Genomic DNA, 24,548 nt, shown 5'->3' with positions numbered 1-24,548 from the left:
TAAATTTTTTAGCATTAAACTTCCGATTTTAAATTTATTGGAATGGAAAAGTAGAACTCTGAACCTTCACCATAAACACTGTTCACACCAATTTTACCACCATGCCTTTTAATTATCTCTGCCGAAATGTACAGACCTATTCCCAGGCCCTGAAAACGCTGAGATGTTTCCTCTACCCTGTAAAATTTATCAAAAACATGTTTTTGCTGATCGGGTAACATGCCTATTCCAAAATCCTTAACACTTATGCGCAACTCATCGTTCGCTAAACTGCATTCTAAATGCGCTTCTACAGTGCCAGGCGCATATTTTATGGCATTTGTTAAAAAATTAACCACAACTTGTTCAATTCGCATTTCATCTCCGTATATAGGGCAACCTGCATTACCAGTCTTTTTAATGGTAAAGCCAGGGTTAGATTGATGCATAACTTCAATTACGTTATCCAAAAGTTCGTCTACGTTAAAGTCTTGCTTATTGAATTTCAACTTTCCACTTTCAATTTTAGAAATATCTAGTAAATCGGCAATCAGGCTATTTAGTTTTTCGAGCTGTACTTGAGCTTTTTCAAGGTGCTTTTTTACAGTTTCCGTATCGCCTTTACTTACGCTTCTTTCTAAAAGCTGTACGTAACCTTTTACACTGGTTAATGGAGTTTTTAACTCATGGCTAGCAATACTGATGAATTCGTCCTTCTTTCGCTCTGCTTCTTTTCTAAATTCAATTTCTTCAAGAAGCGTATTTTGCATCTCGTTAAGCTTCCTATTCTGCTCGTAAATTCTATAAAAGGTTTTTACTTTAAGCAGAAGGATATTCATATCTACTGGTTTAGTAATGTAATCTAAACCACCTGAGGAATACCCTTTTGCTATAAATCTAAATTCTGTGTTTGCGGCAGATAAGAATATAATGGCGGTTTCTTTTGCTTTGCTATAACCTGATATAGCCTCAGCAACTTCAAACCCATCCATACCGGGCATTTGTACGTCTAAAATAATTAGAACGTAAGAGTTTTTTAGCACTTTTTTTAATGCTTCTTCTCCAGAAGACGCCGTATCTACCTCAAAATCGTGTTTTTCGAGAACACTTTTTAAAGAGATAAGGTTCTCGGGTGTATCGTCTACAATAAGGATCATTCCCAAAAATAAGTTAACTTTTAGTGGTTTTTGCTTTATAATGATTTTAGGTAGGAAATCGCTATAAGCTTATCAAACAACTTCAGCTAAAAAATGTTTTAAGAAATTTTTATTTTTTTGAAACTTATAGTCGAGGTGCGTTAAAAGTATCTCCTTGACGAATATCGCCAGTTTCGTAACCTTTTTTAAACCAGTGCATCCTTTGCGCAGAAGTACCATGAGTAAAAGCATCTGGTACAACTTGCCCTTGCGATTGTTTTTGCAAACGATCATCGCCTATGGCATTTGCAGCAGTTAAAGCTTCGTCTAAATCGCCTGCATCAAGTTTGAAATCTTTTAGGTTTTGTGCATGATGCGCCCAAAGCCCAGCATAAAAATCTGCCTGCAACTCTAACATTACCGAAAGCTTGTTATACTCCACTTCGCTAACGCGACCTCTTGCCTGATGTAATTTATCTGAAGTACCTAATAGATTTTGTACATGGTGGCCAACTTCGTGAGCGATTACGTAGGCTTGTGCAAAATCTCCGGCTGCGCCGAATTTATTCTTTAGATCGTCGTTAAAAGAAAGGTCGATATATATTTTGTGATCTCCGGGACAATAAAATGGCCCAACAGCAGAACTTGCACTACCGCAAGCTGATTGCACACCATCTCTAAAAAGTCGTAATACCGGGTACTCGTACTGCTTGCCCAAGCTGGCAAATTGAGCATCCCAAACCTGTTCAGTAGATTCTAAAACACCAGCAGTAAACTTTCCGGCTTCATCTGTAGGAACGCCTTTTTTTACCTCGCCCTGCTCCGTTGCCGGCATCTGACTTACCAAACCCGTTAAATCTTGTCCGAATAATAGGCCAACAATTACAACAATAATACCAACACCGCCACCTAAAATAGCTTTGCCACCACCGCCGCTTCTACCATCTTCTACATTATTACTTCCTTTACCGAACCACTGCATTTTGTAAGTTTTAAATTTTTAATTGCTGAACAATTCTAGTACCAATTTAAAAAATTTTAGCCATTAAAAATATTTACAGCGTTTTCTATTCGGCTTTTAGTTTCTGTAGCGCCTAAAAGTACGGCGATATCAAAAACACCAGGCCCAAATTTACCACCTACAAGCATTACACGTAAAGGCAACATTACTTCGCCGGGTTTAATATTTTTTTCTGCTGCTAACGTTTTAAAAGCTTCTTCCAATTCGCTTGCAGTTGCACTTTCGGTAATCTGGCTTGCAAATTCCCTAAAGAAATCAGCTTTTTCCAAATTCCATTTTGGCTTTACAGCAGCCTCGTCAAATGTAGTGGGCGCAGTAAAAAAGTAAGCACTTTGGGCAACAAAATCGCCTAGTAAACTACATCTATCTTTAATTGTGTCAATCACTTTTAGCAAAAACTTTTCGTCTTCTACTTCAATGCCTGCTGCTAACAGTGCGCTACTAACGGTCGCCTGCAAACTCTCAGCCGATGAGTTTTTTATCCACTCGTGGTTATACCATTTTGCTTTCTCGAAATCGAATTTTGCACCCGCTTTACTAATTCTATCTACAGAGAAAGAACCAATTAATTCTTCCAACGTAAAAATTTCTTTGTCGGTTCCGTCGTTCCAGCCCAACATGGCCAAAAGATTTACAAAAGCCTCTGGCATAAAGCCTAGCTCTTTAAATCCTTTTGTTATATCTCCAGTTTTCGGATCGTTCCAATTCATCGCATAAACCGGAAACCCTAAACGATCACCATCTCGTTTGCTCAATTTCCCGTTACCATCTGGCTTCAAAATTAAAGGCAAATGTGCCCACTGTGGCATTTCCGCTTCCCAACCTAAATATTTCCACAATAAAATGTGTATCGGTGCAGAAGGCAACCATTCTTCGCCCCTAAAAATGTGACTGATTTCCATTGCTCTATCATCAGCAACTACTGCTAAATGATAAGTTGGCATTCCATCGGCCTTTAAAAGCACTTTATCATCAACCAAATTAGTATCGAAACTAACATGGCCTCTTATCATATCATTAAAAGAAACATGCTCATCGCTAGGCATTTTTATACGCACTACGTGAGGCGTATTTTGAGCTAATAAATCAGTTACTTCATTAGCACCTAACGTTAGCGAGTTGCGCATTTCCATTCTGGTTTTTTGACCATAAAGAAAGTTTGCGTTAGCAGCTCTTTTTTCGTTTAATTCTTCTGGCGTATCAAAAGCATAATAAGCGAAACCAGCCTCAATTAGCTGATCTGCATATTGTTTATAGCTTGGTTTGCGTTCGCTCTGGCGGTAAGGACCAAAGGCGCCTGGCTTTTCGGGACTCTCATCCGGCGTTATGCCACACCAGTTTAAACAATCTAAAATATATTGCTCTGCACCTTCAACAAAACGCGTTTGATCGGTATCTTCTACCCTTAAAATAAAGGTTCCGTTATGTTTTTTCGCAAACAAATAGTTAAACAAAGCGGTACGTACACCACCTAAATGCAAACCACCAGTAGGGCTAGGCGCAAATCTTACTCTAATTTTCTTTTCCATTACAGCGCAAAGATATATTTTCATCTTTATATATGCGTTCTGTTGGTAATCAAGCTATCATCATTTTTTTAGTCACAACAAAAAATCATAAGCTGATTATGTTTCTAGTTGTAGATTTTTGAAAGCTATTTTGTAATTTGCCCTAATCTGATATGAATCCATACCAAAAAAAGCGTCGCTGGAAATTCTTCCTATTAATTTTTGCAATCGTAATTGGCGGAGCTTCTGTATTTTACTCTGGTTTCTTTGTTAAAAAGATGGAGCGTGAGGAAGCAGCCCAGTTTCAACTTTGGGTTAAAGTGGCAGAACAGCAAATGCGCATGTACGATAACGAGCAATTTTCTGAAATTTTCGAAACCATTAAGAAAAATGCCAAGATGGATGTAATCGTTACCAAAACCGATGGCTCTATATTTATCTGGGATGGGTTGGATACCAATAAGACTTTCTACAGTTCTAATGACACAAAGGTTTACGACTCCCTATATTTTGTTAGGCAATTGGCAAAGATGAAAGAGCAACATAAACCATTGGTAATGCAAGGAATAGACGATGAAAAACTGATTGCGTACTACAAAGACTCTTTTATTTTAACACAATTGAGGTTTTTTCCTTATATACAATTGGGCGTCATAGGGCTTTTTATCATAGCAGCTTATGTAGCTTTTAGCTCGGCTCGCCGTGCAGAGCAAGACCAGGTTTGGGTGGGCATGGCCAAAGAAACAGCGCACCAATTGGGCACGCCAATTTCTTCCTTAATGGCTTGGGTAGAGCTAATGAAAGCTAAATTCGACGCCGAAGACGATCCGTTAATTGGAGAGATGCAAAACGACATCCATCGATTGGAAATTATTACCGACAGGTTCTCAAAAATAGGTTCGAAACCAATATTGGAAGATCATGTGGTTTATGTAGTTATCGAAAATTTCATCAACTACTTTAAAATTAGAACTTCGGATAAAATTGTTTTTAACATAACCGGCGATGCGCAAGTTAGGGCAATGCTCAGCATTCCGCTATTTGATTGGGTAATAGAAAACCTACTTAAAAACGCGGCTAACGCGATTGAAAATGAAGGTACAATTTCGGTTAACATTATAGAAAACTTAGCCAAAGAAGAGGTTTTTATAGATGTTAGCGATACTGGAAGAGGCATACCAAAATCTAAATTCGATACCGTTTTTCAGCCAGGCTACACCACCAGAAAACGCGGTTGGGGCTTGGGTTTATCTTTAACCAAGAGAATGGTAGAAAATTACCATAGCGGGCAAATATTTGTAAAGGATTCCGAAATAGGGAAAGGCACAACTTTTAGAATTATATTAAAAAGCAGTATTACTTATGAACCGACCACAAACACAGGATTACCCAGAGTGGTATAAAGGTTATATCAGTTTAGTTGAGGGCGATGTGGCCGAAATGCTTGAGCAACAGGCTACAAGTTTTCCAAACTTTATTAATACGCTAGTAGAAAAAGGCGATTATGCTTATGCGCCTGGCAAATGGACCATTAAAGAAATGGTTGGCCATATAATAGATACCGAAAGAATTATGGTGTTTCGCCTTACGAGCTTCGCTAGAAATGAGAAGGCCAATTTAAATAGCTTTGACGAAGATGCGTATGTTTTAAACGCACATTTTAAGGACAGAAGTTTGTTTAGCTTAGGCGAAGAATTCGCTTTGCTTAGAAAGGCAAACATGTTTTTAATTAATTCTTTAACCGAAGATGAGTTAAACAGAAATGGCCATTCAAACAACCAACATATTACCGTTAGGGCTCTGGTTTTTATACTTGCCGGACACGTACAGCATCACACAAATATTATTAACGAAAGATATTTATGATTTGGTTTAAACCGTTTACTCCCAAAATGTTAAACAACAGACCAAAAAATCACATAGGCGCTGTTTTGGGGATTGAGTTTACAGAAATTACTGATGATAGCGTGTCTGCAACCATGCCGGTTGACGAACGTACACATCAACCTGCTGGAATTTTGCATGGTGGCGCCTCGGTAGTTTTAGCAGAAACCTTGGGCAGCATTGCCAGCTACATGTGCATAAACCCAGAAAAATATATTGCCGTTGGCTTGGAAGTTAACGCAAACCACCTTCGGCCCGTAAGTTCTGGCCATGTTACCGGAATTTGCAAACCTTTGCACATTGGTGGCAAAACACATATCTGGGAAATAAAAATTTATAATGACAAAGGCAAAATGAGTTGCGTTAGCAGACTTACGGTTGCAATTTTACCAAAACCTTTGTGAGTCGGAAAAGTCTTGAATACCGTAATTCCGAAGATATGGAATCAAAAAGTCCAGGAGCTATTAACTCCCAGACTTTCTGTTTTTACTGACTTACCCCTGCTTATCCAACCATTTTTTCTCGATGATGTAAGAGATAATTAGGCCAAATCCGCCGAAGATACCGATGCAGCCGAAATACATTGCTACCGCCTGACCGCGTTCGCCAGAATTCATATCGGCGCCAAAAATGCCTCTTACGGCAAATAAAGCTACGATTAACCCCAAACCTAGGCCAACTAATAATAATCCAAATTTTAGGCTTAAAAAAGGTTGTGGTGTACTCTTACGAACGCCAGGATCTATGCCTCGTTCTATCATTGCCATTTTCTCTTTGTTAGAGAAATATCTAATTCCGAATATCATTGCAAACGTGCAAATGAAAAATGTGATGGGTACTAATATGCCGCTCATGATCTTATGTTTTTATGTAAATACTTTCTGTTATTTGAACCGTGTTCTGCATACTTTGACAACAGCAAAAAAAATTAGGTTACAGGCTGGTACAAAAATTTTTACAATCAGCTATATTTAGCAAAAAATAGAGCAAATGCAATGTTAGCCGATAAAATAAATGCCATTTATAAATTGCAAAGCGATGAACTTAACTTGTTGCTTAACGCCGCGGAGCGATTGGATTTTCCGAAAAATCATTTGCTTATTACAACAGAACGAGTAGAAAAATATATCTATATCATAGAAAAAGGGATTGCAAGGGCTTACTCTAATACCGAAAAGCAACAACTTACTTTTTGGTTTGGCTTGGAGGGCGATGTTGTGTTTTCTTTTAACAGTTACATTAACGAAAAACCCGGATATGAGAACATAGAGCTGTTAGAAGACAGCACACTCTGGCGGTTCTCTCATAAAGTATTACAAGATTTGTATACCAAACACGTTGGCTTAGCAAATTGGGGCAGGAAATTGGCAGAATTAGAGCTTGTAAAAACAGAAGAACGGTATGTAAACCAAATGTTTAAAACGGCAACCGAACGCTACGAAGATTTGATGAAAACTTCGCCAAGTTTATTAAACAGCGTACAACTAACTTATATTGCCTCTTACTTGGGTGTTACGCCAGTTACGCTAAGCAGAATTAGAGCAGAAATAAAGTGATTTCTTAACATTTGTAAAGTGTGGTTTCGGGCGCTTGCCCCATCTTTGCAAAAAAATAAAAATCATGAGCTGGATTTACCTAATTATTGCCGGTTGCTTAGAAATTGGCTTTACCACCTGTTTAAAACTATCAGACAATTTTACCAACCTAAAATGGGGAGCCGGATTTTTGGTTTGCGCAGTTTTAAGTTTCGTGTTTTTAAATAAAGCTACTACAGTTTTACCGCTGGGCACAGCTTACGCCGTTTGGACTGGCATTGGAGCCGTTGGAACTGTTTTGGTTGGCATTATATTTTTTAAAGAGCCCTTTAGTTTCTGGCGGATGTTTTTTATAACCACTTTAATCCTTTCTATTTTGGGGTTGAAGTTTATGGCAGAAGGAAAAGGATAACTTTTAACGCAAAGCTAATTGGCGTATTGCAACTTAACATAGTTGTACAGAATTTTGTAATATAAACCTGATAGTAGTGGGCATCCCGATTTATCGGGATAAAACGGATAGCAGGACTTGCCTATCATTTTTGCATGCCATTGCTTTTCTAAAAAATGATTGTCCTAAATTCTTTGCTTAATTTGGTGTAACCTTGTGTTAATTCTTGTTGTCTTACCTCTATAAATGCAGCAACAGCACACAGACTTGGATCTAATTACGGGAGTACTTGCCGGCGAAACCGCTAACTATGCGGAGCTGGTAAAACGGCACCAGCGTTTTGTGTTTACACTTGCCATGCGTTTTGCAAAAAACCGAGAAGACGCAGAAGAAATTGCCCAAGATTGTTTTGTGAAGGCGTATAGGGCCTTAGGCACTTTTAAGCAGACCTCTAAATTTAGTACTTGGCTATATAGTATCGTATATACTACTTCAATGACGTTTTTGCGTAAGAAGAGGCTAGATACGCAATCGATAAATGACGATGAGCATGTATTGCAAATTGCGAATGCTGGCACAGGATTAGACGCCAATATTTACGAAAAAAAAGCAGGTTACGTTTATTTAAACCAAGCTATAGACTTGCTTTTACCAGACGACGCGGCTATTATAACCCTATTTTATAAAGGAGAGCAAAGTTTAGAAGAGATTGGAGAAACTTTAAACATGGAACCCAATACGGTAAAAGTAAAACTGCATAGAGCCAGAACACGTTTAAAAGAAAAATTACAATATTTGTTAAAGGATGAAGTTAAGGAACTGATATGAAAACAATAGAAGAACAACTTTGGGACTATATTGATGGCATTTCTACCGCCGAAGAAAAAGCTGTTATTGATGCTAACTTAGCAACAGATTTAAAATGGAAAGAAATTTATCAGGAACTATTGGCGGTTAACGCACAGCTTAACACCCTGGATTTTGAAGAACCATCTATGTCTTTTACGCGTAATGTAATGGATAAGGTTAATTTGGAGCTTAAGCCTGTTGCGCTAAAAACCAAAGTTGATAATAGAATTATTTATACCATCGCTGGATTTTTCTTAGCATCTATTTTAGGTATTTTCGCTTATGCCATTTACGTTAGCGATGCTAGTTTTACGCTAGACACATCGAAATTTAACTTCTCTTTTGACACCGGAAAATTGTTTAGTCCGCTAGCTTTACAGGCATTTATTTTTGTTGATGTAGTTTTGCTATTACTTTACCTAGATAGCTTTTTAAGAAAAGGGAAACATCAACCACAAAAAAAGGGAGCTTAAAAACTCCCTTCATATATTTTAGTATAGTTAACTCTATTTAATTAAGATCGGCAACATTACTTGGGTAGCATCCCAAGCCATTACTAAGTTCGTACCGCCTACCAAATCAGTAAACGTCATAGAGAAATTTTCTATTGGTTTATCTAATTTACTTACAGAAACGTCTACCCTAACCACATCTTTGGCTTGATCGTAACTAAAAGCGCCCCATTTATCGGTTTGTTTATTTACAATAATTGTCCATTTGTCTTTATTAGGAATAGCAAAAAGCGAGTAAGTACCTGCTTTTATTTTTTTGTTGCCAATAGTAACTGTTTTATAGAATGAAATTTCTGTGTTTTCGTTAGCACCTAATCTCCAAACTTTGTTAAACTGCTCTAAAACGCCAAAAACTTCTCTTCCCTTTTTTGCAGGGCGAGAATAGATAACTTTTATAACCGGTGTAGAGTTATCTTTTGCTTTAACTACATTTAAAGGATAATATAGTGCATCCATAGGGCTTGCATCTACATTAGCAAATTTTACCGTAGCATTTTGGGCTTTAGCCCCCAGCACAAACAGCGCTAGCAGTAAGCATAAACCTAAATTTTTCATAAAGATGTTTTAGAAGATTAGTATTGGCGACCTTTTACGATGTTATGTAGGAACAAAGCGCCCATAATAAAGCCAACGATACCGCCTAAAAGAACATAACCAAAACTAGGCGTAACAGCTACAACTGCTAACATACCAGCAATCATACCGATTACATACCAAACCCAATCAAAACTGTTTTTATTTTCTGTGCTCATCTTTTTTACAATTTGTGCCCAAAGGTAAATATTTATTTTAAAAACCGTTAAGCTATTAATGCCCGTTTTGCAACAATTCGTTGATTTTAACCAAGTCGTAGCCTGCATTTTTTAAAAACTTTATCAATTCTGGCAACTTATTGTAAAACTTATCTTTCCTTCTTTTATCGGTGCCAATATGTAATAAGAGTATAAAACCGTTTAGGCCATCGGGCGATGTTTTTTGGAACATGGTGATTGAACTATAAATTTCATTGCTTGATTTATAGCTTTTTCCCATCTCTGGATAAGTATAATCTGTATTTGACCGTGTTCCAGCGCTAAAGTTGACGAGTTTTAAACCCATATCATTGGTCCAATCTGCAATTTGTTGATTATACCATTCGTAAGGTGGCAGAAAATAAGTTGCATCACTTTTCTTTATACCAAATTTCCGCATTGCGATATAATTCTGGCTTAGGTCCGTTTTAAACTGGTTTTCGGTTATCAAAAGCGAATCTCTGTTTTTCCAATCGTTGTACAGTAGATGACTGTTAGAATGAGCACCCAAATAGTTCCCGTTCGCTTTAAGCATTTTTATCAAACTATTAAATTTGGGTTGAGCGTAAAATCTTCCCGTCAGGAAAAATGACGCTTTTACATTTTCTCTCTTTAGGGTTTTTCCAATAAAATCTCCGCCATCTGCAAATTCATCGCCAGTAAAAACAAGCGCAATTTTCTTTTTTGTTTTATCCCCTCTGGTTATTGCCCCTAGCTCTACCGTATTTTTTTGACGTTTTGTTTTCGTTCTGCTATCATAAGCTGCCAGAAGATAAACTAAAGATGCCGTTCCGTCCATAGTCGGCTCGTTAGTACTGTAGTCTCCATAGTCATCGTGATAAACAGCCAAATCGCTTTGAAAATCTGCATAGCTATCTGGTTTAGTAAGTTGTATTCCTATCAGATTCTTGTAAATACTAGTATAAACCGGTCCGTCAACCAAACCACCGTCAATAGGATACTGCTTTAAATGTGTAAAAGCAGAATGCGGATCCGTAGGGGTATCGCCCCAATTTGGCAAGCCGTAAACCATACTTGTACCCCAGGGATTACAACCAAAAAGCCAATCGAAATTTGCTTGTTCAAGTTCGGTGAAACCAGCGTCTCCGCTTAGTTCTTTATACCACATACATTGTTGGGCAAATGCAACGGTTAAATTGTTGCTGCACCAAATAAAAGGTACGCCTCTGTAAAATGCATTTTGTTTTGCTCTAGCCCAAACTTGCTCAATACCTTGTTTGTAAAAATCAATAAGTTGTGCTTTCGTATTTCCGCTGGTTTGTTTTGCCAACTCGTAATGGCCAATATTTACAAAAGGGTAGTATTGATAATGATTAGCGGTGTCTTTTGTAAGCCAAGGTGTAATTGGTTCTTGTTTGGCATAATAAAAAGCAGAATCCAGGGCGGTTTGCCTAGGTTTTTTAGTAGCGTTTAAGTCATCGATTGTTGGGCTGAATGTTAGGTTAGCCAAAGCTAATTCCATGTCATCAACCCAATTATCCTCTGCATAAATGTAGGGCGATTTTACAGATGCAGTTTGCGTAACACCTTTCTTTAGTAAAGTATATTTGTAGGCAGACTTAGATTTTTCAAATAACTTTTCGGCATAATTTTCATTTACGCCTTTAAATAAAGTGCTTCCTAACGCAAAAGCACTTGCAAATTTTGCAGCCGTAGAACTTGTGCCTTTGGTATTATTCATAAACTTACCTCGTTGCTGTGGCTCGCCAGAAATGTAATATAGTGGTCGTTCAAATCCTTTCCCGTATTGGTTATCTTCTTTAGGGATTCGCATGGAACTGTGGTCCCGATCATCGGCAATTTGGTTAAACATAATATTATCTTTCGGATGCATTTTCAACAGCCAATCCAATCCCCATTTCGCTTCGTCTAAAACATCGGCCATGCCATTTTTGCCTTCTAAACCGTTTGCTTGTTTTGTATCTGCAAAAACTTGTGGAAAATCTCGGTAGGCCATTAACAAATGGTAGGTTGCATTAGCCGATGTAGTAGAATATTGCAAATAGTCACTCGCATCATGCCATCCGCCAGCTGCATCAAAAAAAGTACTGTCTTTAATTCCAGCCTTCTCGCCATACAAAACAAAACCATCGTGGGTATGGCAACTGTCTTGCAAAAAAGGATTAAAGCCACTCCTTTGCTGCCGCATATAGCGCAGGGCGAAGTCTGCTGTATTTCGGTAAACATCATCTGCTATTATGATTTCTGGAGATCTTACTTCCGCTATGCGAATAAAATACTTACCAGGTGTTTTAAATGCCGAAAAATTTAACCTTGCCGTTGCATTAAATGGTCCATAAGCGCCATAGGTTTGGATTTTGGTAGAGGAGAATACCACTTTGCCCGTTTGCATGTTAACAAGCTCAAACTTTTTAGGAAGAGTATTGGTTTTACTGGCCCAAATTGCCACTTTGCTTGCTTCTGGTTGATAGCCTAAAAGGTTTATCCTTACCCAGCTGTTACTTGGATCTACTGCTGTTTTAGGTAAAAAAGAGCTGAAAATAAGTATTAACAAACAGGCTTTAAAAATGGTTAGCTTTTTCATCAAGAATTTGGTTAATAGTTGATGAATAAATATACATAATGTATTTTGCTAGTAAACAATAGGAAGCATTACAAATACTTAGATTGTTAAGGTTGCTAGTTTGGTCTGATTTGTTCTCCTTCTCCAATTGGCTCGGCATAATCAGTACCTAAAACTGCATTACTAATTTGGGTGCCATTAACTATTGCCCATAACCAAATTGGTGCCTCGTTCCTTAGCATATCTACAATTTGAACCATCATAGACTGGCGGAAATACAATACCGGATGACCACTTTCAAACCTATGCGGCGTTAATTTAGGTTTATTGGATGGTTCAAAATATATTCTGCCAGCTAACTTATTTCCATTGTATAAAAAAATTGTGGTAAAGTGCGGATAAACAGCATTTATCCCGTAATAATACCGAGTGATATTCTGATTGTAATTCATGACTTTAGGTTTTAAATTGGTAAATCAATTTTCTTTCAAGTTTTAAAATATGTAAGGATATTTTCTGCGAGACCAATAGCACAAAATATTGCGTTGCATTTGTAAAAATGAATTGGCTTTTTCTCACCAGAACCTTCTGTTTCTAAGCTAAACTTAAGCGCCTTTTAGCTAGTATTTTGGGAGATTGAGCAAGCACGCCTGTTTATTGAGCGAATTGGGCTTATGGGTTAGTGAGTTTTGACTACTTATTAAATTATTATATGTTAAATTTATATAGCCGAAAAACTAACTTCTATCCTGATGAGAATAACGCTTAAAACAATAGTAATAACCACAATTATATTGTTTGCCACCTTAGTAACGAACTGTACGTTTGCACAAAATAGGCAAATCGATTCGCTTAACAATTTGCTAAACCAGCATTCGAATAAAGATGAAAAGAGGGCATCCATTTTATATGATTTAGCCGTTTCAAAGATGAGGATTGATATAAACAAGTCCTTTGATCACATCGACGAAATCATTTCATTTCAGGATAAAATTGCAAAGAAAAAGCTGGTTGCAAATACGTACAGGGTTAAAGCAATATTGCAATATTTTACTTCAAAATTTCCTGAAGCATTAGAATCATTAAATAATGCGTTAAAAATAGATAACGCACTAAAAGATAACTCTGGAATTGGAAAAGATTTATCAACGATGGGCTTAGTCTATATGGCGCAATCTAAATTTCCCGAGGCTTTAAGGTGTTATTTAGCAGCCTTAACTAAATTCGATGCTAAAAAAGATGAACTTGATATAGCCGCCACTAATTCAAACATTGGTACGATATACAACGAAATGGGCAATCTTAGCCAAGCTATGGAGAACTATCAAAAGTCTTACGTGATACACAAAAAGCACAAAAATTATATCAACCAAGTTAATACGCTAACTAATATGGCTTCGATCTTTTATAAAAAGAAAGACTTAAATGAAGCCATTAAATATAGTAAGCTATCTCTAAAATTAGCAGATTCAATTGCAGACTTGGGAGCGATTGCCCGAGAAAGCGGTAATTTATCAGGTTACTATTCCCATCAAATGCAACCAGATTTGGCATTAACATACGGTTTAAAAGCTACAGAGATAAATAAAAAGTTAAAAAACAAAAGAAGTCTCGCTTACAATTATGTAAACGTGTCATCAGCCTATTATAAAAAGGAAGATTACAAACAATCTAAAATATACGGGCTAATGGCATATAACATTGGAAAAGAACTGAACATTACAGAAATAACGAGAGACGCTAGTTTAGGTTTAAGCGAAGTTTATGAGGCAGTAAAAATGCCAGACAGTGCGCTCTTTTACCATAAGGCGTTTTACAAATTTGCAGATAGCATAGGAAGTGATAAAAAGAAAACTGAGATTACCAGAATGGGTATACAATATGATTTTGACAAAAAAGAACTCTCCTATCAACAAAAACAATCACTAGCCGATGCGCAGCTGAAGCAACAGTCGTTACAACTTGCTTTAAACAACGCCGAACTACAAAAAACAATTCAACTTAGAGATTTGCAAAGAATTTCGTTAGAGAATGAAAAGCTGATAAATCAAGAAAAAGAAAAGCAACTTATCATTGCTAAAAACAAAGAAAAACTACAAGCTAACAGGGTTAACGCACTTTCTCAAGCGCAAAAACTAAATAAACTGGAGTTAAAGCAGCTTTGGCTTTATGGTGCATTAGCGATTCTTGTTTTAGCGTCAGTTATTGTTTATTTAATTAATTTATATAGAATTAGGCAACTGCGATTTAAAAACACCTTGCAAAAACAAGAAGCATTACAAAATGAGCTTCTGTTAAAGCACCAGTTTCAACTTACCGAAAGCGAATTAAAAGCAATTAGGTCGCAAATGAATCCTCATTTTATCTTTAACGTACTTAATTCTATAGAAAGTTATGTAATGGATAACGATAAAAGAACAGCATCTAGGCTTATACAAAAGTTTGCTTCCTTAACACGATTGATACTCGAAAATTCTACCAAAAGTTTAGTTAGCGCCGACAGAGAATGGAAGGCACTAAAACTTTATACCGAATTGGAAGCTATGCGTTACAACGATTCTTTTACATTTAATTTTTATGCCGACGAGGATTTGCAGTTGAACACGCTTTTGTTGCCTCCAATGCTGGTACAGCCCCTAATTGAAAATGCAATCTTGCATGGTTTAATAGGTAGCAGAAAGCCTGATTCGCATTTAGAGGTTAGGTTAAAAAAGCACGATAATGGAATTAACATTACCGTAGAAGATAATGGAACAGGGATAGTTAATGAGCCAAAGGCTAATATCAAATTTGGGATTAAGGAAAAATCAATGGGATTGGCCTCCATAAAAGAACGCATTGCGGTTATTAATGCGCAGAAAAACGAAAATGTTGCCAGCTTTAAAATAACATCAAAACCTGAAACTGGAACAATCGCTTCAATTTTTCTTCCCTATTTTGAAAGTGCTGTGGCCTAGTAAAATCAAATTGTTTTTACAACATTGATCGATTAGACACTACACTTTTAAAACATCCTATTATCATCCTTTTGTAAACAGAAACAAATTAGTTTTGAAATTAATCAATCGATTGATTAATTTTGCGTCGTCAAAAACAACTATGGAAAAAACTGATAAAAAGACCGATATACTGAATGCTGCGACGATGCTGTTTTCAGAATTAGGCTTCGAAGGTACTTCTACCCGTCAAATAGCAAAAGAAGCTGGTGCCAATATGGCTATGATTAATTATTATTTCGGTAGTAAAGAAGGTGTTTTTCTTCAAATTATGGAAGATAAAATCGCTGGGTTTAAATCTCAATTAGACTTAATTAATGAAGAAAAGATTTCTGCAAAAGAGAAATTGCTTAAAGTAGTTGATCGGTATGCTACCCGTATTTTATCCAACGTTAGCTTTCATAAAATGATGCACAGGGAGTTTTCCTTAACTCAGCGTCCGGAGGTATTTAATCAAATTAAAGAAGCGATGACCAAGAATAGATTGGTTATTGAGAATATTATCGAAAAAGGTATTGCCGAAGGAGTTTTTAGACAAGTTGATGTTAGACTGAGCATTTTAACCATAATGGGAACTATTAGCATGGTTGCACACTCGCCATTTAAAGCTACAGACGACATCGATATTAATGATGAAAAACAAAAAGAGGTTTTAAGGAAAAGGTTAGTAACACACCTGCAAGACCTTATTATAACGCATTTAACAGCACCAAAAAATGATCACCAATAAATTAAAAATCGGCTTTGCCTTTTTATTGCTCCCTGCAATTTTAAGTGCACAAACTACTAAACAGCTAGGTTTGCAAGAAGCTATAGATTTAGGAGTAGCAAATAGCAAGAACTTAAAACTATCACAAAGCAAAATAGACGAAGCAGTAGCCCGATTAGCCGTAGTTAAAGACAACGCCCTACCAAGTGCATCTGCCAGCTTTTTATACAACCACGCAGAAATTCCAACTAACACGCTATCTATTGGAGGTGGAAACCCCATTCATTTACCAAGCAGAGCTGATGCCTTTGTTGGTACAGCGGCAGTACAAGAAGTTTTGTATGCCGGTGGTAAATACAAATATGCACAAGCTTCCACTAAGCTATTAACCGATGTGGCCAGGTTAGATGCCGATAAAAATAAGGAAGAAATCAGCTATGCTGTAATTAATACCTATTACGCACTTTACAAAGTAATGCAAAGCAAAAAAGTTGTAGCGCAAAACATAGCTTCGATAGAAAGCCAGTTAAAACAAGCGCAACGTTTTTTCGACCAGGGAATAGTTACCAAAAATGATGTATTGCGATTTCAATTGCAAAAAGCCAATGTTTCGCTAACCGATTTGGAAATAGAAAACAACAGAAAAATCATCAACTACAATCTTGATATTCTTTTAGGATTACCTGAAGATACAAACATTGAACTTGCCGAAACCGAATTGCCAATTAAAAATATTGAGCCTTTATCATCTTACCTAAATCTTGCCTTGGCAAACAGACAAGAATTGCAGCAGTTAGACATGCAAACAAAAGTGGCGGATTATAATATTAAAAGCGTTAAAGCTAACGTAAAACCTACGGTTGGTTTAGGGGCAAACTTATACTACATCAATCCAAGTGGAAATTTCTTCCCTGGTGCAGAACAATACATTATGCCTATAACAGTCGGCGCAACTGTTTCTTGGAACGTAGCTTCGTTATGGAATAATAAAAACAAAGTTGCAGAAGCCAAAATTCAGCAACATGAAATAGGCTTGCAAAAGGACATCTTATCAGACCGAGTAAAAACAGAGTTGAATAAAAACTATCAAGACTACAATTTAGCCGTGCAAAAGATTAATGTGTTAGAAACATCAATAGCACAAGCAACGGAAAACGATCGCCTTTTGGCTTCAAAATATAAAAACAATATTGCCTCTGTTACAGACAGAATTGATGCAGAAACTTTGCTTTATCAAGCAAAAATAAATTTAGAGTTAGCAAAAGCTGATGCAAGTTTAGCTTACTACACGCTACTAAAATCTACCGGAAAAGTTACTCAATAAGAAAACCATAACAACATAAAATAATGACAACAGAAGCAAAAAAGAAGAATAAAATTCTTCCTATTATATTAATTGTACTGCTTATTGGAGGCTCAATTTTTGGCTACACCAAATACAACTATTATAGCAAACATGTAGATACCGATGATGCGCAGATTGATGGCGACATAAGCCCGGTTGTTGCACGAGTGGGTGGCTATGTGAAAGACATCAATTTTGAAGAAAATACCAAGGTAAACGAAGATCAGGTTTTGGTTACTTTAGACGATAGCGACTATAAAATCAAATTAGAGCAGGCAATGGCTTCGCAAACTGGCGCTAGCGCAGGCGTTGGCGTTTCGCAAGCGCAAATTACAGCAACTGCAGCAAATACCAGCACGGCAAAAGCAAATATAGAAGCAGCCAGGGTTAAGCTAAATTTAGCTCAAAAAGATTTTGATCGCTTTGCGAACTTGATTAAAGATGGTGCTATAACCCAACAAGCATTTGACCAGGCAAAAGCGCAAAAAGAAACCGCACAAGCTTCTTACACCGCAGCTGTAGACCAATATAATGCAGCAGTAAAACAGGTAGGCACCACAGAATCACAGTTGAGAGTTAGTAATTCTGGCGTAACGCAACGTCAGTCTGATGTTGATTTTGCTAAACTGCAACTATCTTACACCGCAATCAAGGCACCTGCAACTGGAACTGTTTCTAAAAAGAATGTACAAAAAGGGCAATTGGTGCAAGCCGGACAATCGTTATTTGCCATTGTAAATGAAAACAGCTTATATGTAACGGCGAACTTTAAAGAAACGCAGTTAGAAAAACTTCGTCCCGGATTAAAAGTGAACATAGAAGTAGATGCTTACCCTGATGAAGCAATTGAAGGTGAGATTTACAATTTTGCACCTATTACTGGCGCAAAAAGCTCGTTACTGCCTCCTGATAATGCAACCGGAAATTTTGTAAAAGTTGTACAACGTGTGCCTGTTAAAATCAAAATCAAAAATCAAGAGAAAGCTATTTTAGAAAAATTACGCCCAGGAATGAGTGTAAAAGTTTCGGTTTCTATCTAAAAAAAACACAATGGCCGAAGTAGGTTTTAAAAAGTGGATTATCACGTTTACGGTTATCACGGCTTCATTACTGGAGCTAATCGATACCACGATTGTAAACGTTGCCATTCCGCAAATACAAGGTAATTTAGGTGCTACTTTAGAAGATGTAGCCTGGTTATCTACTGGTTACGCTGTAGCCAACGTTATTATATTGCCCATGTCGGGCTGGTTAGGGAGCCGTTTTGGAAGAAAGAACTATTTCCTAACTTCAATTATCATTTTTACCATCGCTTCTTTTTTGTGCGGTAATGCTGTTTCGTTAGAAGAGCTAATCTTATTTAGGATTTTACAAGGTTTAGCTGGCGGAGGTTTAATTTCTACCGCACAATCTATCCTTTTAGAAACTTGGCCACGAGAAGATGTTGGTATAGCAACTGCATTATTTGGTTTGGGTGCGGTTGTTGGGCCAACAGTGGGACCAACAATTGGTGGCTATATTTTAGAAATTACAGATTGGCCTTGGATATTCTACGTAAACATTCCTGTCGGGATTTTAGCCGCATACTGTACTATTACTTTTATAAAAACAACCCCAAAAGACGGGCAAGGTAAGCCTGTAGATTGGTGGGGAATTTTATTGCTTGCCATTTCTATTGGGAGTTTACAAACGCTACTGGAAAAAGGCGAGAGCGAAGATTGGTTTGCTACCCCTTACATCGTTGCCTTAGGAGTAACCTCGCTTTTCGGATTGCTTTTATTTATTTGGCGAGAGTTAAGTACCGACCACCCTATCGTAAACTTCAAAATTATGCGACACCGAAGTTTTTCCATCGGTATGGTAACTTCATTTATCTTAGGTTTCGGTTTATATGGCTCAGTTTTCGTATTCCCCGTTTTTGCACAAAATTTACTGGGCTTTACGCCACTACAAACCGGCGAGCTTTTTATTGCAGGCGGTATTTGCACCATTGTAATGATGCCTTTTATAGGTATCATGCTTAAAAAAGGTGTACCAGCACAATTTATGGCAACTGGAGGCATGGCTTTGTTTTTTGTGTTCTGTTTTATGCTAAGTAAATCTACCCTAGCCTCCGGCACAGACGATTTCTTTTGGCCTCTGGTAATTAGAGGAATTGGTATGGCTTTACTTTTTGTACCGCTAACAACGTTGGCCATGCAAGATTTAAAAGGCATTGAAATTGGCCAAGGTTCTGGTTTAAATAATATGATGCGCCAATTGGGCGGTTCATTTGGCATCGCAGCGCTAACAACTTTAATTCACACTCGCCAAGGTTTTCACCGTAACAATCTTCTAACTAACGTTAACGAATATAACCCCGCATTTACCGAAAGGCTAAATGGCTTTATCCATAACTTTATGGCTAAAGGCGCTAGTTATTTAGATGCCAAACTTATGGCTATGAAAGCTATCGAAGGTTCTATTATAAAACAAAGCATGTTGCTTACTTACAGCGACGCCTATTGGGTAGCTGGTATGGTGCTTTTATGTTCTATCCCTTTGCTGTACCTGCAAAAGTTTAAAAAGAATGTAAATATTCCGGTAGATGCCCACTAAAAAAACAGCCACGATTAAAACCGTGGCTGTTTTTTTCCCAAAAAATTAACAATTTTACAAAGCCACTCTTACATTTAACTTTGCGATACTTTTAAAAGATTTGTTTAACCTTTAATAAGATACAAGGTAAGGTTAATTTAGAAAAATTCAAAACTTTTAAATTCAAAATATTATTGCCTTGCATAAATTTTGCGGGTAAGATTCATTTTTCTTACCTTATGGGCATGCAAGCACTTCATCCAACCACGCAGAGAGAACTCATCTTTAATAACGAGGTAATAGCTCGTTTTGAGCTCTATAACAGTTTATTTCTAACGCTTCCATTCTATAAAATTAAGGATACCGGAACGTTATTGCCTTTATTTATAAAGAGTTGCGAAGATGGCGTAAAGAATAGCCAAACACCTGCACAACTCATAGAAAGCTTTTTTGCAAAATATGCGCAAGACAACGATGAACAAGGAATAATTGATTTATTATTTAGATTTATACAGTATATAGAGCGTCAAGTTGTGCTTTTTGATGCAGTTGAGGATGCCTCTTTTAACAAGCTAAATGTTACAGACGAGCAAAGTTCGCTTAGGGCATTATTTCTCAAAGCCAACGACGACAAAAAATTGCATCAAAAAGTTGATCAATTAGTTGAAGATTTTTCTTTAAGATTAGTTTTAACAGCACATCCAACGCAGTTTTATCCTGGTAGCGCTTTAGCTATTATAAATGATTTAACCCTAGCAATAAAAAACAACGATATTACCACCATAAACCAGTTGTTGCAACAATTGGGCAAAACACCGTTTTTTAATAAAAAATCGCCAACACCTGTTGATGAAGCTTTTAACTTGGCTTGGTACCTAGAAAACGTATTTTATTTCGCCGCGGCAAATATACAATCGGGTTTAAACCAATTGTTAAGCGAATACAACATCGATCCTAAAAAAATTATTGAATTAGGTTTTTGGCCAGGGGGCGATAGAGATGGAAACCCGAATGTACATGCAGAAACTACATTGCAAGTTTCAAAAATGTTGCGCCAAATTTTGTTTAGGTGTTACTATCGTGATTTTAGGAATATAAAAAGACGTATTACCTTTCGTGGTGTAGAAGATAGTATTATCGCCTTGCAAGATGTGCTTTATAAAAACGCTTTTGATACCAATATCGAGCCAAGAGATATTTCTGGTTTTATATTGGAAAAGCTAAGTGAAATTGAACAAATCTTAAACCAAGACCATGATGGTTTATTTGTGAACCTGGTAAACGATTTAACAAGAAAAGTTGAGCTTTACAGAAGTCATTTTGCTTCTTTGGATATTAGACAAGACAGCAGAATTTTAAGAGATGTGCACGCTTATTGTCGTAAGCAAAAACCAATAAACTCGCTTTACACAGAAGATTATGATAGTTTTACTGAGGAAGAAAAACTTAAAACGATCTCCTTCAGAAATGCCAAAATCAGTTATACTGACGAGCAGGATGATTTAGTGAAAGATACGTTGCAAACCATTAGCCAAATAAAGGAAATGCAGCAAAGTAATGGCGAAATGGCCTGCCATCGCTTCATTATCAGTAATTGCCAACAAGCAAGCGATATCCTTCAGTTGATAGAGTTATTTTTATGGAACGGTTGGGAAGCAGACGAACTTACAATTGATTTCGTGCCGCTTTTTGAAACGGTAAATGATTTATCCGGCGCAGCCGAAATAATGGAAAAACTATATACCCATCCGTTTTACAAAAAACATTTGGCTAGTCGTGGCAACAAACAAGATATTATGCTAGGCTTTTCTGACAGCACTAAAGACGGTGGTTATTTAATGGCAAACTGGTCTATATTTAAAGCTAAAGTTGGCCTTACCGAAATGGCAGAAAAGCATAACATCAAATTAGCATTTTTTGATGGCAGAGGCGGTCCTCCTTCTCGTGGTGGCGGTAAAACACACCGTTTTTATGCTTCAATGGGTAAAGAAATTGCCAACAAAAATATCCAGTTAACTATACAAGGTCAAACCATTAGTTCGCAATATGGCTCTGTAGACAGTGCGGCTTTTAACATAGAGCAATTAATTAATGCGGGTATTTCATCTGGTGTTAAAGAAAAGCACAATGTACTTTTAGATAAGGCAAATTTCGACACATTAGAAATTATGGCAAAGGACAGTTACGATGCGTTTTTGGCCTTACGTAAGCATGATTTGTTTTTATCTTACTTGGAAACCTTATCGCCATTAAGTTTACTTTCTAAAATTACAATTAGCAGCAGACCGGTTAAAAGAAATTCGGGCGAAGCCTTAAAATTAGAAGACTTAAGGGCAATTAGTTTTGTGACCTCTTGGAGTCAATTAAAACAAAATATTCCGGGCTTTTATGGCGTTGGCACAGCCTTAAAAAACCAAGAAGATGCAGGTAATTGGGAGCAAGTGGTGAAAACCTACCAAGAGTCGGGTTATTTTAAAACGATAATTGATAACTGTATGATGTCTATGAGCAAATCTGATTTTTCAATTACCGCTTATTTGGCAGAGGACAAAAAATTTGGAGAATTCTGGAAAGTGTTGCACAACGAATTTGAGCTTTCTAAGGCAATGTTATTAAAGTTAGCTAATCACCAAAGCTTAATGGAGAATTATCCTGTAGAGAAGCGCTCTATTGCCGTGAGAGAGAAAATTATATTGCCTTTGGTTTTAATACAGCATTACGCCTTAGAAAAATTGCAACATGAATTATCTGACGAAAAGCGCCAGGCTTACGAAAAATTAGCTATTCGTACGGTTTATGGTATTGTAAATGCTGGTAGAAACTTAGCCTAAAATTTACGTTTTGTAACAACCTAATAAACTGACTGTCTCAACATTAGTAAAAACTTATTAATTATGAAAAAGTTAAAATTTACAGTTGCTTGCGTGTTATTTGCAACCGGGTTATCAAGTTTTATTTACTGGTTTAGCATTACCGCTAAAGACATTAGTTTTGAAGCTATGCAGGCAGAATACAGTAGTGCTTTTCCTTCGTTTCTACAAAATAGCATTTTGCAATCTCTAGTAGTAACTGCTATTTTGGTAACGGCTGCTGTACTGTTTATTCAAAGTAGATCTCAAAAAGGCTTTAAAATTCCGGCAACCTCTGGATTGGTTTTAAGTTTCCTCTTCGCGTTTTGGCAAATTTTTTCGTTAATGTAATTTTCAATGGAACTAAACTGGGCGTTAAAACCTTTTGAAGAGCTTACTACCGAAGAACTTTATACCATACTACAGTTAAGATCTGAAGTTTTTGTTGTGGAACAAAACTGCGTTTATCAAGATGTAGACGGAAAGGATTTAGAATCGACACATTTAATGGCTTGGGATGGCAAAAACTTAGCGGCTTATACTAGGCTAGTTCCGGCAGGCATTTCTTTTGCAGAAGCAAGCATTGGAAGAGTAATTACTTCGCCACGCTACAGAGGGTTAGGAATTGGTGTAACGCTAATGGAAAAAAGCATTGCGTATACTTTAAACATTTATAACACAAATAAAATTAGAATTGGGGCTCAACTTTACCTTAAAAAATTCTACGAAAATTTGGGTTTTATAGCCGAAGGCGAAGAGTTTTTAGAAGACGGGATTCCGCATATTGAAATGGTGTTTTCTAAAGTGTAGCTCGTCATGCTGAACTTGTTTCAGCATCTGACTTTCAAGTACGTTAACATGAGAGAAATATTAAAATCTAAAATCTCGGCTGTACACTTTTCTATAGTTTTTGCAACGGCTTTTCTGTTGTGTGCTTTCCTGTGGTTTTTAGCTATACCGTTGGTTTACTGGCTCGCTTTCGGCGAGGGACAAATGGCTACTAAAATTAGCGAACTACCAATCAACATTTTTATTGGTAATTGGGGCGCTTTGATTCCTATATTTCTTATTTGCCTTCTTGGAACCTTAAATAACCGAAGTCGAAAAAGATTTAGCAATGCCAAATCTTATGTAATGACTTTTATCCTCATTTTCATTTTATACCTTTTTAGGCTATCAATAGGCGATACAATAATTGGTTTCTTTGATTAACTCTCGCGAGAAAGATTGCTTCGCTTTGCTCGCAATGACGAACGCACTAACCAAAAAAATCCCCGAAAAACGGGGATTTTTTTTATCTCAAATTTCAGCCGGAAATACAGCTACTTCGCGTATTTGTAGCAAACCTGTTTTCCGTTCTCTGTATAACAATAGGGGTGTGTTGCTGATGGCGAGGATGTCGTTTCTGGTCCAGCCTCTACCACTGGATCGGGTTCGCAGGCGTAAAAACATATTGCCAAAATAGCTATACCTAAGAGTTTAATCTTTTTCATCATATCTGTTTTATTTATCGCTAATTAGATTTTAAATCATTCGATAATCAAATATGAGCTGTTTTCTACATAAAAAAAATACCTAATTTTTAGTATTTTCAAACTTATACTTCTGTTAATCTTAAAACAAAAAAATCCCCGAAATCGGGGATTTTTTATTATTCCTAAGTTGCCGAATTATCTATCAATCGAACCCATTACTTTCTGTCCGAATGCATTTAACGCATCTTTTTCCGCAGTTCCTTCTTTTACCATTTGGTGAACTTCTAAGGCTCCGCAAATATTGGTAATCAATTCTCCTGCAACGTCAACTTCACTTTCGTTTACGCCTCTAAACTCGCAGAAAGCTTCCAAAACTTCTAAGGTTGCTTCTAATTGCTCAGGCGTAGTGGTTTGAAAAAACTGTCTGATTACTGGAATCTTCATGG

26 protein-coding genes are annotated in these 24,548 nt (G+C 37.0%); 16 read left to right on the top strand and 10 right to left on the bottom strand.

All coding sequences use genetic code 11. From position 1 onward, the window contains the following. Nucleotides 1-14 precede the first annotated feature (14 nt). From DUT69_RS02090 to gltX, 3 genes are all read right to left on the bottom strand, one after another. Nucleotides 15-1,136: a hybrid sensor histidine kinase/response regulator gene (locus DUT69_RS02090; RefSeq protein WP_113651478.1), complete on the bottom strand. Its 1,122-nt coding sequence runs from the start codon at nucleotides 1,134-1,136 to the stop codon at nucleotides 15-17. A 124-nt stretch (nucleotides 1,137-1,260) separates the two neighbouring features. Continuing rightward, nucleotides 1,261-2,097 carry a KPN_02809 family neutral zinc metallopeptidase gene (ypfJ, locus tag DUT69_RS02085; protein WP_113651477.1) on the bottom strand — a complete coding sequence of 279 codons (837 nt, stop codon included), beginning with the start codon at nucleotides 2,095-2,097 and terminating at the stop codon, nucleotides 1,261-1,263. A gap of 56 nt (nucleotides 2,098-2,153) precedes the next feature. After that, complete coding sequence (gltX, locus tag DUT69_RS02080) at nucleotides 2,154-3,665, bottom strand: glutamate--tRNA ligase (protein ID WP_113651476.1); 1,512 nt, start codon at nucleotides 3,663-3,665, stop codon at nucleotides 2,154-2,156. A gap of 152 nt (nucleotides 3,666-3,817) precedes the next feature. Here gltX and DUT69_RS02075 point away from each other — a divergent pair, with 152 nt between their 5' ends. From DUT69_RS02075 to DUT69_RS02065, 3 genes are read left to right on the top strand one after another with little or no spacing between them, the layout of a single operon-like run. Beyond that, entirely contained in the window at nucleotides 3,818-5,047 is a 1,230-nt protein-coding gene (locus DUT69_RS02075; protein ID WP_113651475.1) for a sensor histidine kinase, read from the top strand. Next, nucleotides 5,007-5,510 (top strand): DinB family protein, encoded by a 504-nt coding sequence (locus DUT69_RS02070; protein ID WP_113651474.1) that lies wholly within the window; start codon nucleotides 5,007-5,009, stop codon nucleotides 5,508-5,510. The genes DUT69_RS02075 and DUT69_RS02070 overlap by 41 nt, the downstream gene beginning before the upstream one ends. A 26-nt stretch (nucleotides 5,511-5,536) precedes the next feature. Next, complete coding sequence (locus DUT69_RS02065) at nucleotides 5,537-5,932, top strand: hotdog fold thioesterase (RefSeq protein ID WP_240186635.1); 396 nt, start codon at nucleotides 5,537-5,539, stop codon at nucleotides 5,930-5,932. A 90-nt stretch (nucleotides 5,933-6,022) separates the two neighbouring features. On the opposite strand, the gene DUT69_RS02060 is transcribed toward DUT69_RS02065, so the two are convergent. Beyond that, the gene (locus DUT69_RS02060; protein ID WP_113651472.1) at nucleotides 6,023-6,382 is read right to left on the bottom strand and encodes a DUF6249 domain-containing protein; all 360 of its coding nucleotides are present in this window, start codon (nucleotides 6,380-6,382) and stop codon (nucleotides 6,023-6,025) included. A 141-nt stretch (nucleotides 6,383-6,523) separates the two neighbouring features. Between DUT69_RS02060 and DUT69_RS02055 the strand changes: the two genes are divergently transcribed. From DUT69_RS02055 to DUT69_RS02040, 4 genes are all read left to right on the top strand, one after another. Continuing rightward, a complete protein-coding gene (locus DUT69_RS02055; protein ID WP_113651471.1) occupies nucleotides 6,524-7,084 on the top strand; it encodes a Crp/Fnr family transcriptional regulator in 561 nt (186 codons plus the stop codon). A gap of 64 nt (nucleotides 7,085-7,148) precedes the next feature. Continuing rightward, nucleotides 7,149-7,475: a DMT family transporter gene (locus DUT69_RS02050; protein WP_113651470.1), complete on the top strand. Its 327-nt coding sequence runs from the start codon at nucleotides 7,149-7,151 to the stop codon at nucleotides 7,473-7,475. Nucleotides 7,476-7,700: 225 nt separating this feature from the next. Further along, nucleotides 7,701-8,282 (top strand): RNA polymerase sigma factor, encoded by a 582-nt coding sequence (locus tag DUT69_RS02045; RefSeq protein ID WP_113651469.1) that lies wholly within the window; start codon nucleotides 7,701-7,703, stop codon nucleotides 8,280-8,282. Then, nucleotides 8,279-8,776, top strand: a complete 498-nt coding sequence (locus DUT69_RS02040) for an anti-sigma factor (protein WP_113651468.1) — start codon at nucleotides 8,279-8,281, stop codon at nucleotides 8,774-8,776. Before DUT69_RS02045 ends, DUT69_RS02040 begins: the two co-directional genes overlap by 4 nt. Before the next feature lie 33 nt (nucleotides 8,777-8,809). Here the strand turns inward: DUT69_RS02040 and DUT69_RS02035 are convergent, their stop codons facing one another. The 4 genes from DUT69_RS02035 to DUT69_RS02020 form a co-directional block, all read right to left on the bottom strand. Then, nucleotides 8,810-9,370, bottom strand: coding sequence for a DUF2911 domain-containing protein (locus DUT69_RS02035; protein WP_113651467.1), 561 nt, complete (start codon nucleotides 9,368-9,370; stop codon nucleotides 8,810-8,812). A 17-nt stretch (nucleotides 9,371-9,387) separates the two neighbouring features. Next, nucleotides 9,388-9,567: a hypothetical protein gene (locus tag DUT69_RS02030; protein ID WP_113652429.1), complete on the bottom strand. Its 180-nt coding sequence runs from the start codon at nucleotides 9,565-9,567 to the stop codon at nucleotides 9,388-9,390. A 55-nt stretch (nucleotides 9,568-9,622) separates the two neighbouring features. Further along, nucleotides 9,623-12,172, bottom strand: a complete 2,550-nt coding sequence (locus DUT69_RS02025) for a glycoside hydrolase family 9 protein (RefSeq protein ID WP_113651466.1) — start codon at nucleotides 12,170-12,172, stop codon at nucleotides 9,623-9,625. A 95-nt stretch (nucleotides 12,173-12,267) separates the two neighbouring features. Beyond that, the gene (locus tag DUT69_RS02020; RefSeq protein ID WP_113651465.1) at nucleotides 12,268-12,603 is read right to left on the bottom strand and encodes a hypothetical protein; all 336 of its coding nucleotides are present in this window, start codon (nucleotides 12,601-12,603) and stop codon (nucleotides 12,268-12,270) included. A 477-nt stretch (nucleotides 12,604-13,080) separates the two neighbouring features. Between DUT69_RS02020 and DUT69_RS02015 the strand changes: the two genes are divergently transcribed. The 9 genes from DUT69_RS02015 (at nucleotide 13,081) to DUT69_RS01975 (ending at nucleotide 23,839) form a co-directional block, all read left to right on the top strand. Then, on the top strand, nucleotides 13,081-15,108 hold the full coding sequence (locus tag DUT69_RS02015; RefSeq protein WP_162796151.1) for a tetratricopeptide repeat-containing sensor histidine kinase: 2,028 nt from the start codon (nucleotides 13,081-13,083) through the stop codon (nucleotides 15,106-15,108). A 142-nt stretch (nucleotides 15,109-15,250) separates the two neighbouring features. Then, entirely contained in the window at nucleotides 15,251-15,877 is a 627-nt protein-coding gene (locus DUT69_RS02010; protein ID WP_113651463.1) for a TetR family transcriptional regulator, read from the top strand. Then, nucleotides 15,864-17,180 carry a TolC family protein gene (locus DUT69_RS02005; protein WP_113651462.1) on the top strand — a complete coding sequence of 439 codons (1,317 nt, stop codon included), beginning with the start codon at nucleotides 15,864-15,866 and terminating at the stop codon, nucleotides 17,178-17,180. The genes DUT69_RS02010 and DUT69_RS02005 overlap by 14 nt, the downstream gene beginning before the upstream one ends. A gap of 23 nt (nucleotides 17,181-17,203) precedes the next feature. Beyond that, nucleotides 17,204-18,241: an HlyD family secretion protein gene (locus DUT69_RS02000; RefSeq protein WP_113651461.1), complete on the top strand. Its 1,038-nt coding sequence runs from the start codon at nucleotides 17,204-17,206 to the stop codon at nucleotides 18,239-18,241. Nucleotides 18,242-18,251: 10 nt separating this feature from the next. Continuing rightward, nucleotides 18,252-19,799, top strand: a complete 1,548-nt coding sequence (locus DUT69_RS01995; protein WP_113651460.1) for a DHA2 family efflux MFS transporter permease subunit — start codon at nucleotides 18,252-18,254, stop codon at nucleotides 19,797-19,799. 224 nt (nucleotides 19,800-20,023) lie between these two features. Then, nucleotides 20,024-22,609 (top strand): phosphoenolpyruvate carboxylase, encoded by a 2,586-nt coding sequence (locus tag DUT69_RS01990; protein WP_113652427.1) that lies wholly within the window; start codon nucleotides 20,024-20,026, stop codon nucleotides 22,607-22,609. A 63-nt stretch (nucleotides 22,610-22,672) separates the two neighbouring features. Beyond that, a complete protein-coding gene (locus tag DUT69_RS01985; protein ID WP_113651459.1) occupies nucleotides 22,673-22,978 on the top strand; it encodes a hypothetical protein in 306 nt (101 codons plus the stop codon). Nucleotides 22,979-22,984: 6 nt separating this feature from the next. Continuing rightward, nucleotides 22,985-23,437, top strand: coding sequence for a GNAT family N-acetyltransferase (locus DUT69_RS01980; protein ID WP_113651458.1), 453 nt, complete (start codon nucleotides 22,985-22,987; stop codon nucleotides 23,435-23,437). Between the two features lie 48 nt (nucleotides 23,438-23,485). Continuing rightward, complete coding sequence (locus DUT69_RS01975; protein ID WP_113651457.1) at nucleotides 23,486-23,839, top strand: hypothetical protein; 354 nt, start codon at nucleotides 23,486-23,488, stop codon at nucleotides 23,837-23,839. A gap of 110 nt (nucleotides 23,840-23,949) precedes the next feature. On the opposite strand, the gene DUT69_RS19135 is transcribed toward DUT69_RS01975, so the two are convergent. Beyond that, nucleotides 23,950-24,123 carry a hypothetical protein gene (locus tag DUT69_RS19135; RefSeq protein ID WP_162796150.1) on the bottom strand — a complete coding sequence of 58 codons (174 nt, stop codon included), beginning with the start codon at nucleotides 24,121-24,123 and terminating at the stop codon, nucleotides 23,950-23,952. 174 nt (nucleotides 24,124-24,297) lie between these two features. Then, complete coding sequence (locus DUT69_RS01970) at nucleotides 24,298-24,546, bottom strand: DUF6952 family protein (protein WP_113651456.1); 249 nt, start codon at nucleotides 24,544-24,546, stop codon at nucleotides 24,298-24,300. Between the last annotated feature and the right edge of the window lie 2 nt (nucleotides 24,547-24,548).

The organism is Pedobacter namyangjuensis (genome assembly GCF_003313325.1).
In the GTDB taxonomy this organism is placed as follows: Bacteria; Bacteroidota; Bacteroidia; order Sphingobacteriales; family Sphingobacteriaceae; genus Pedobacter; species Pedobacter namyangjuensis.
Note: the sequence above shows the minus strand (reverse complement) of the source record. Positions and strands in the feature narration are given on the sequence as shown.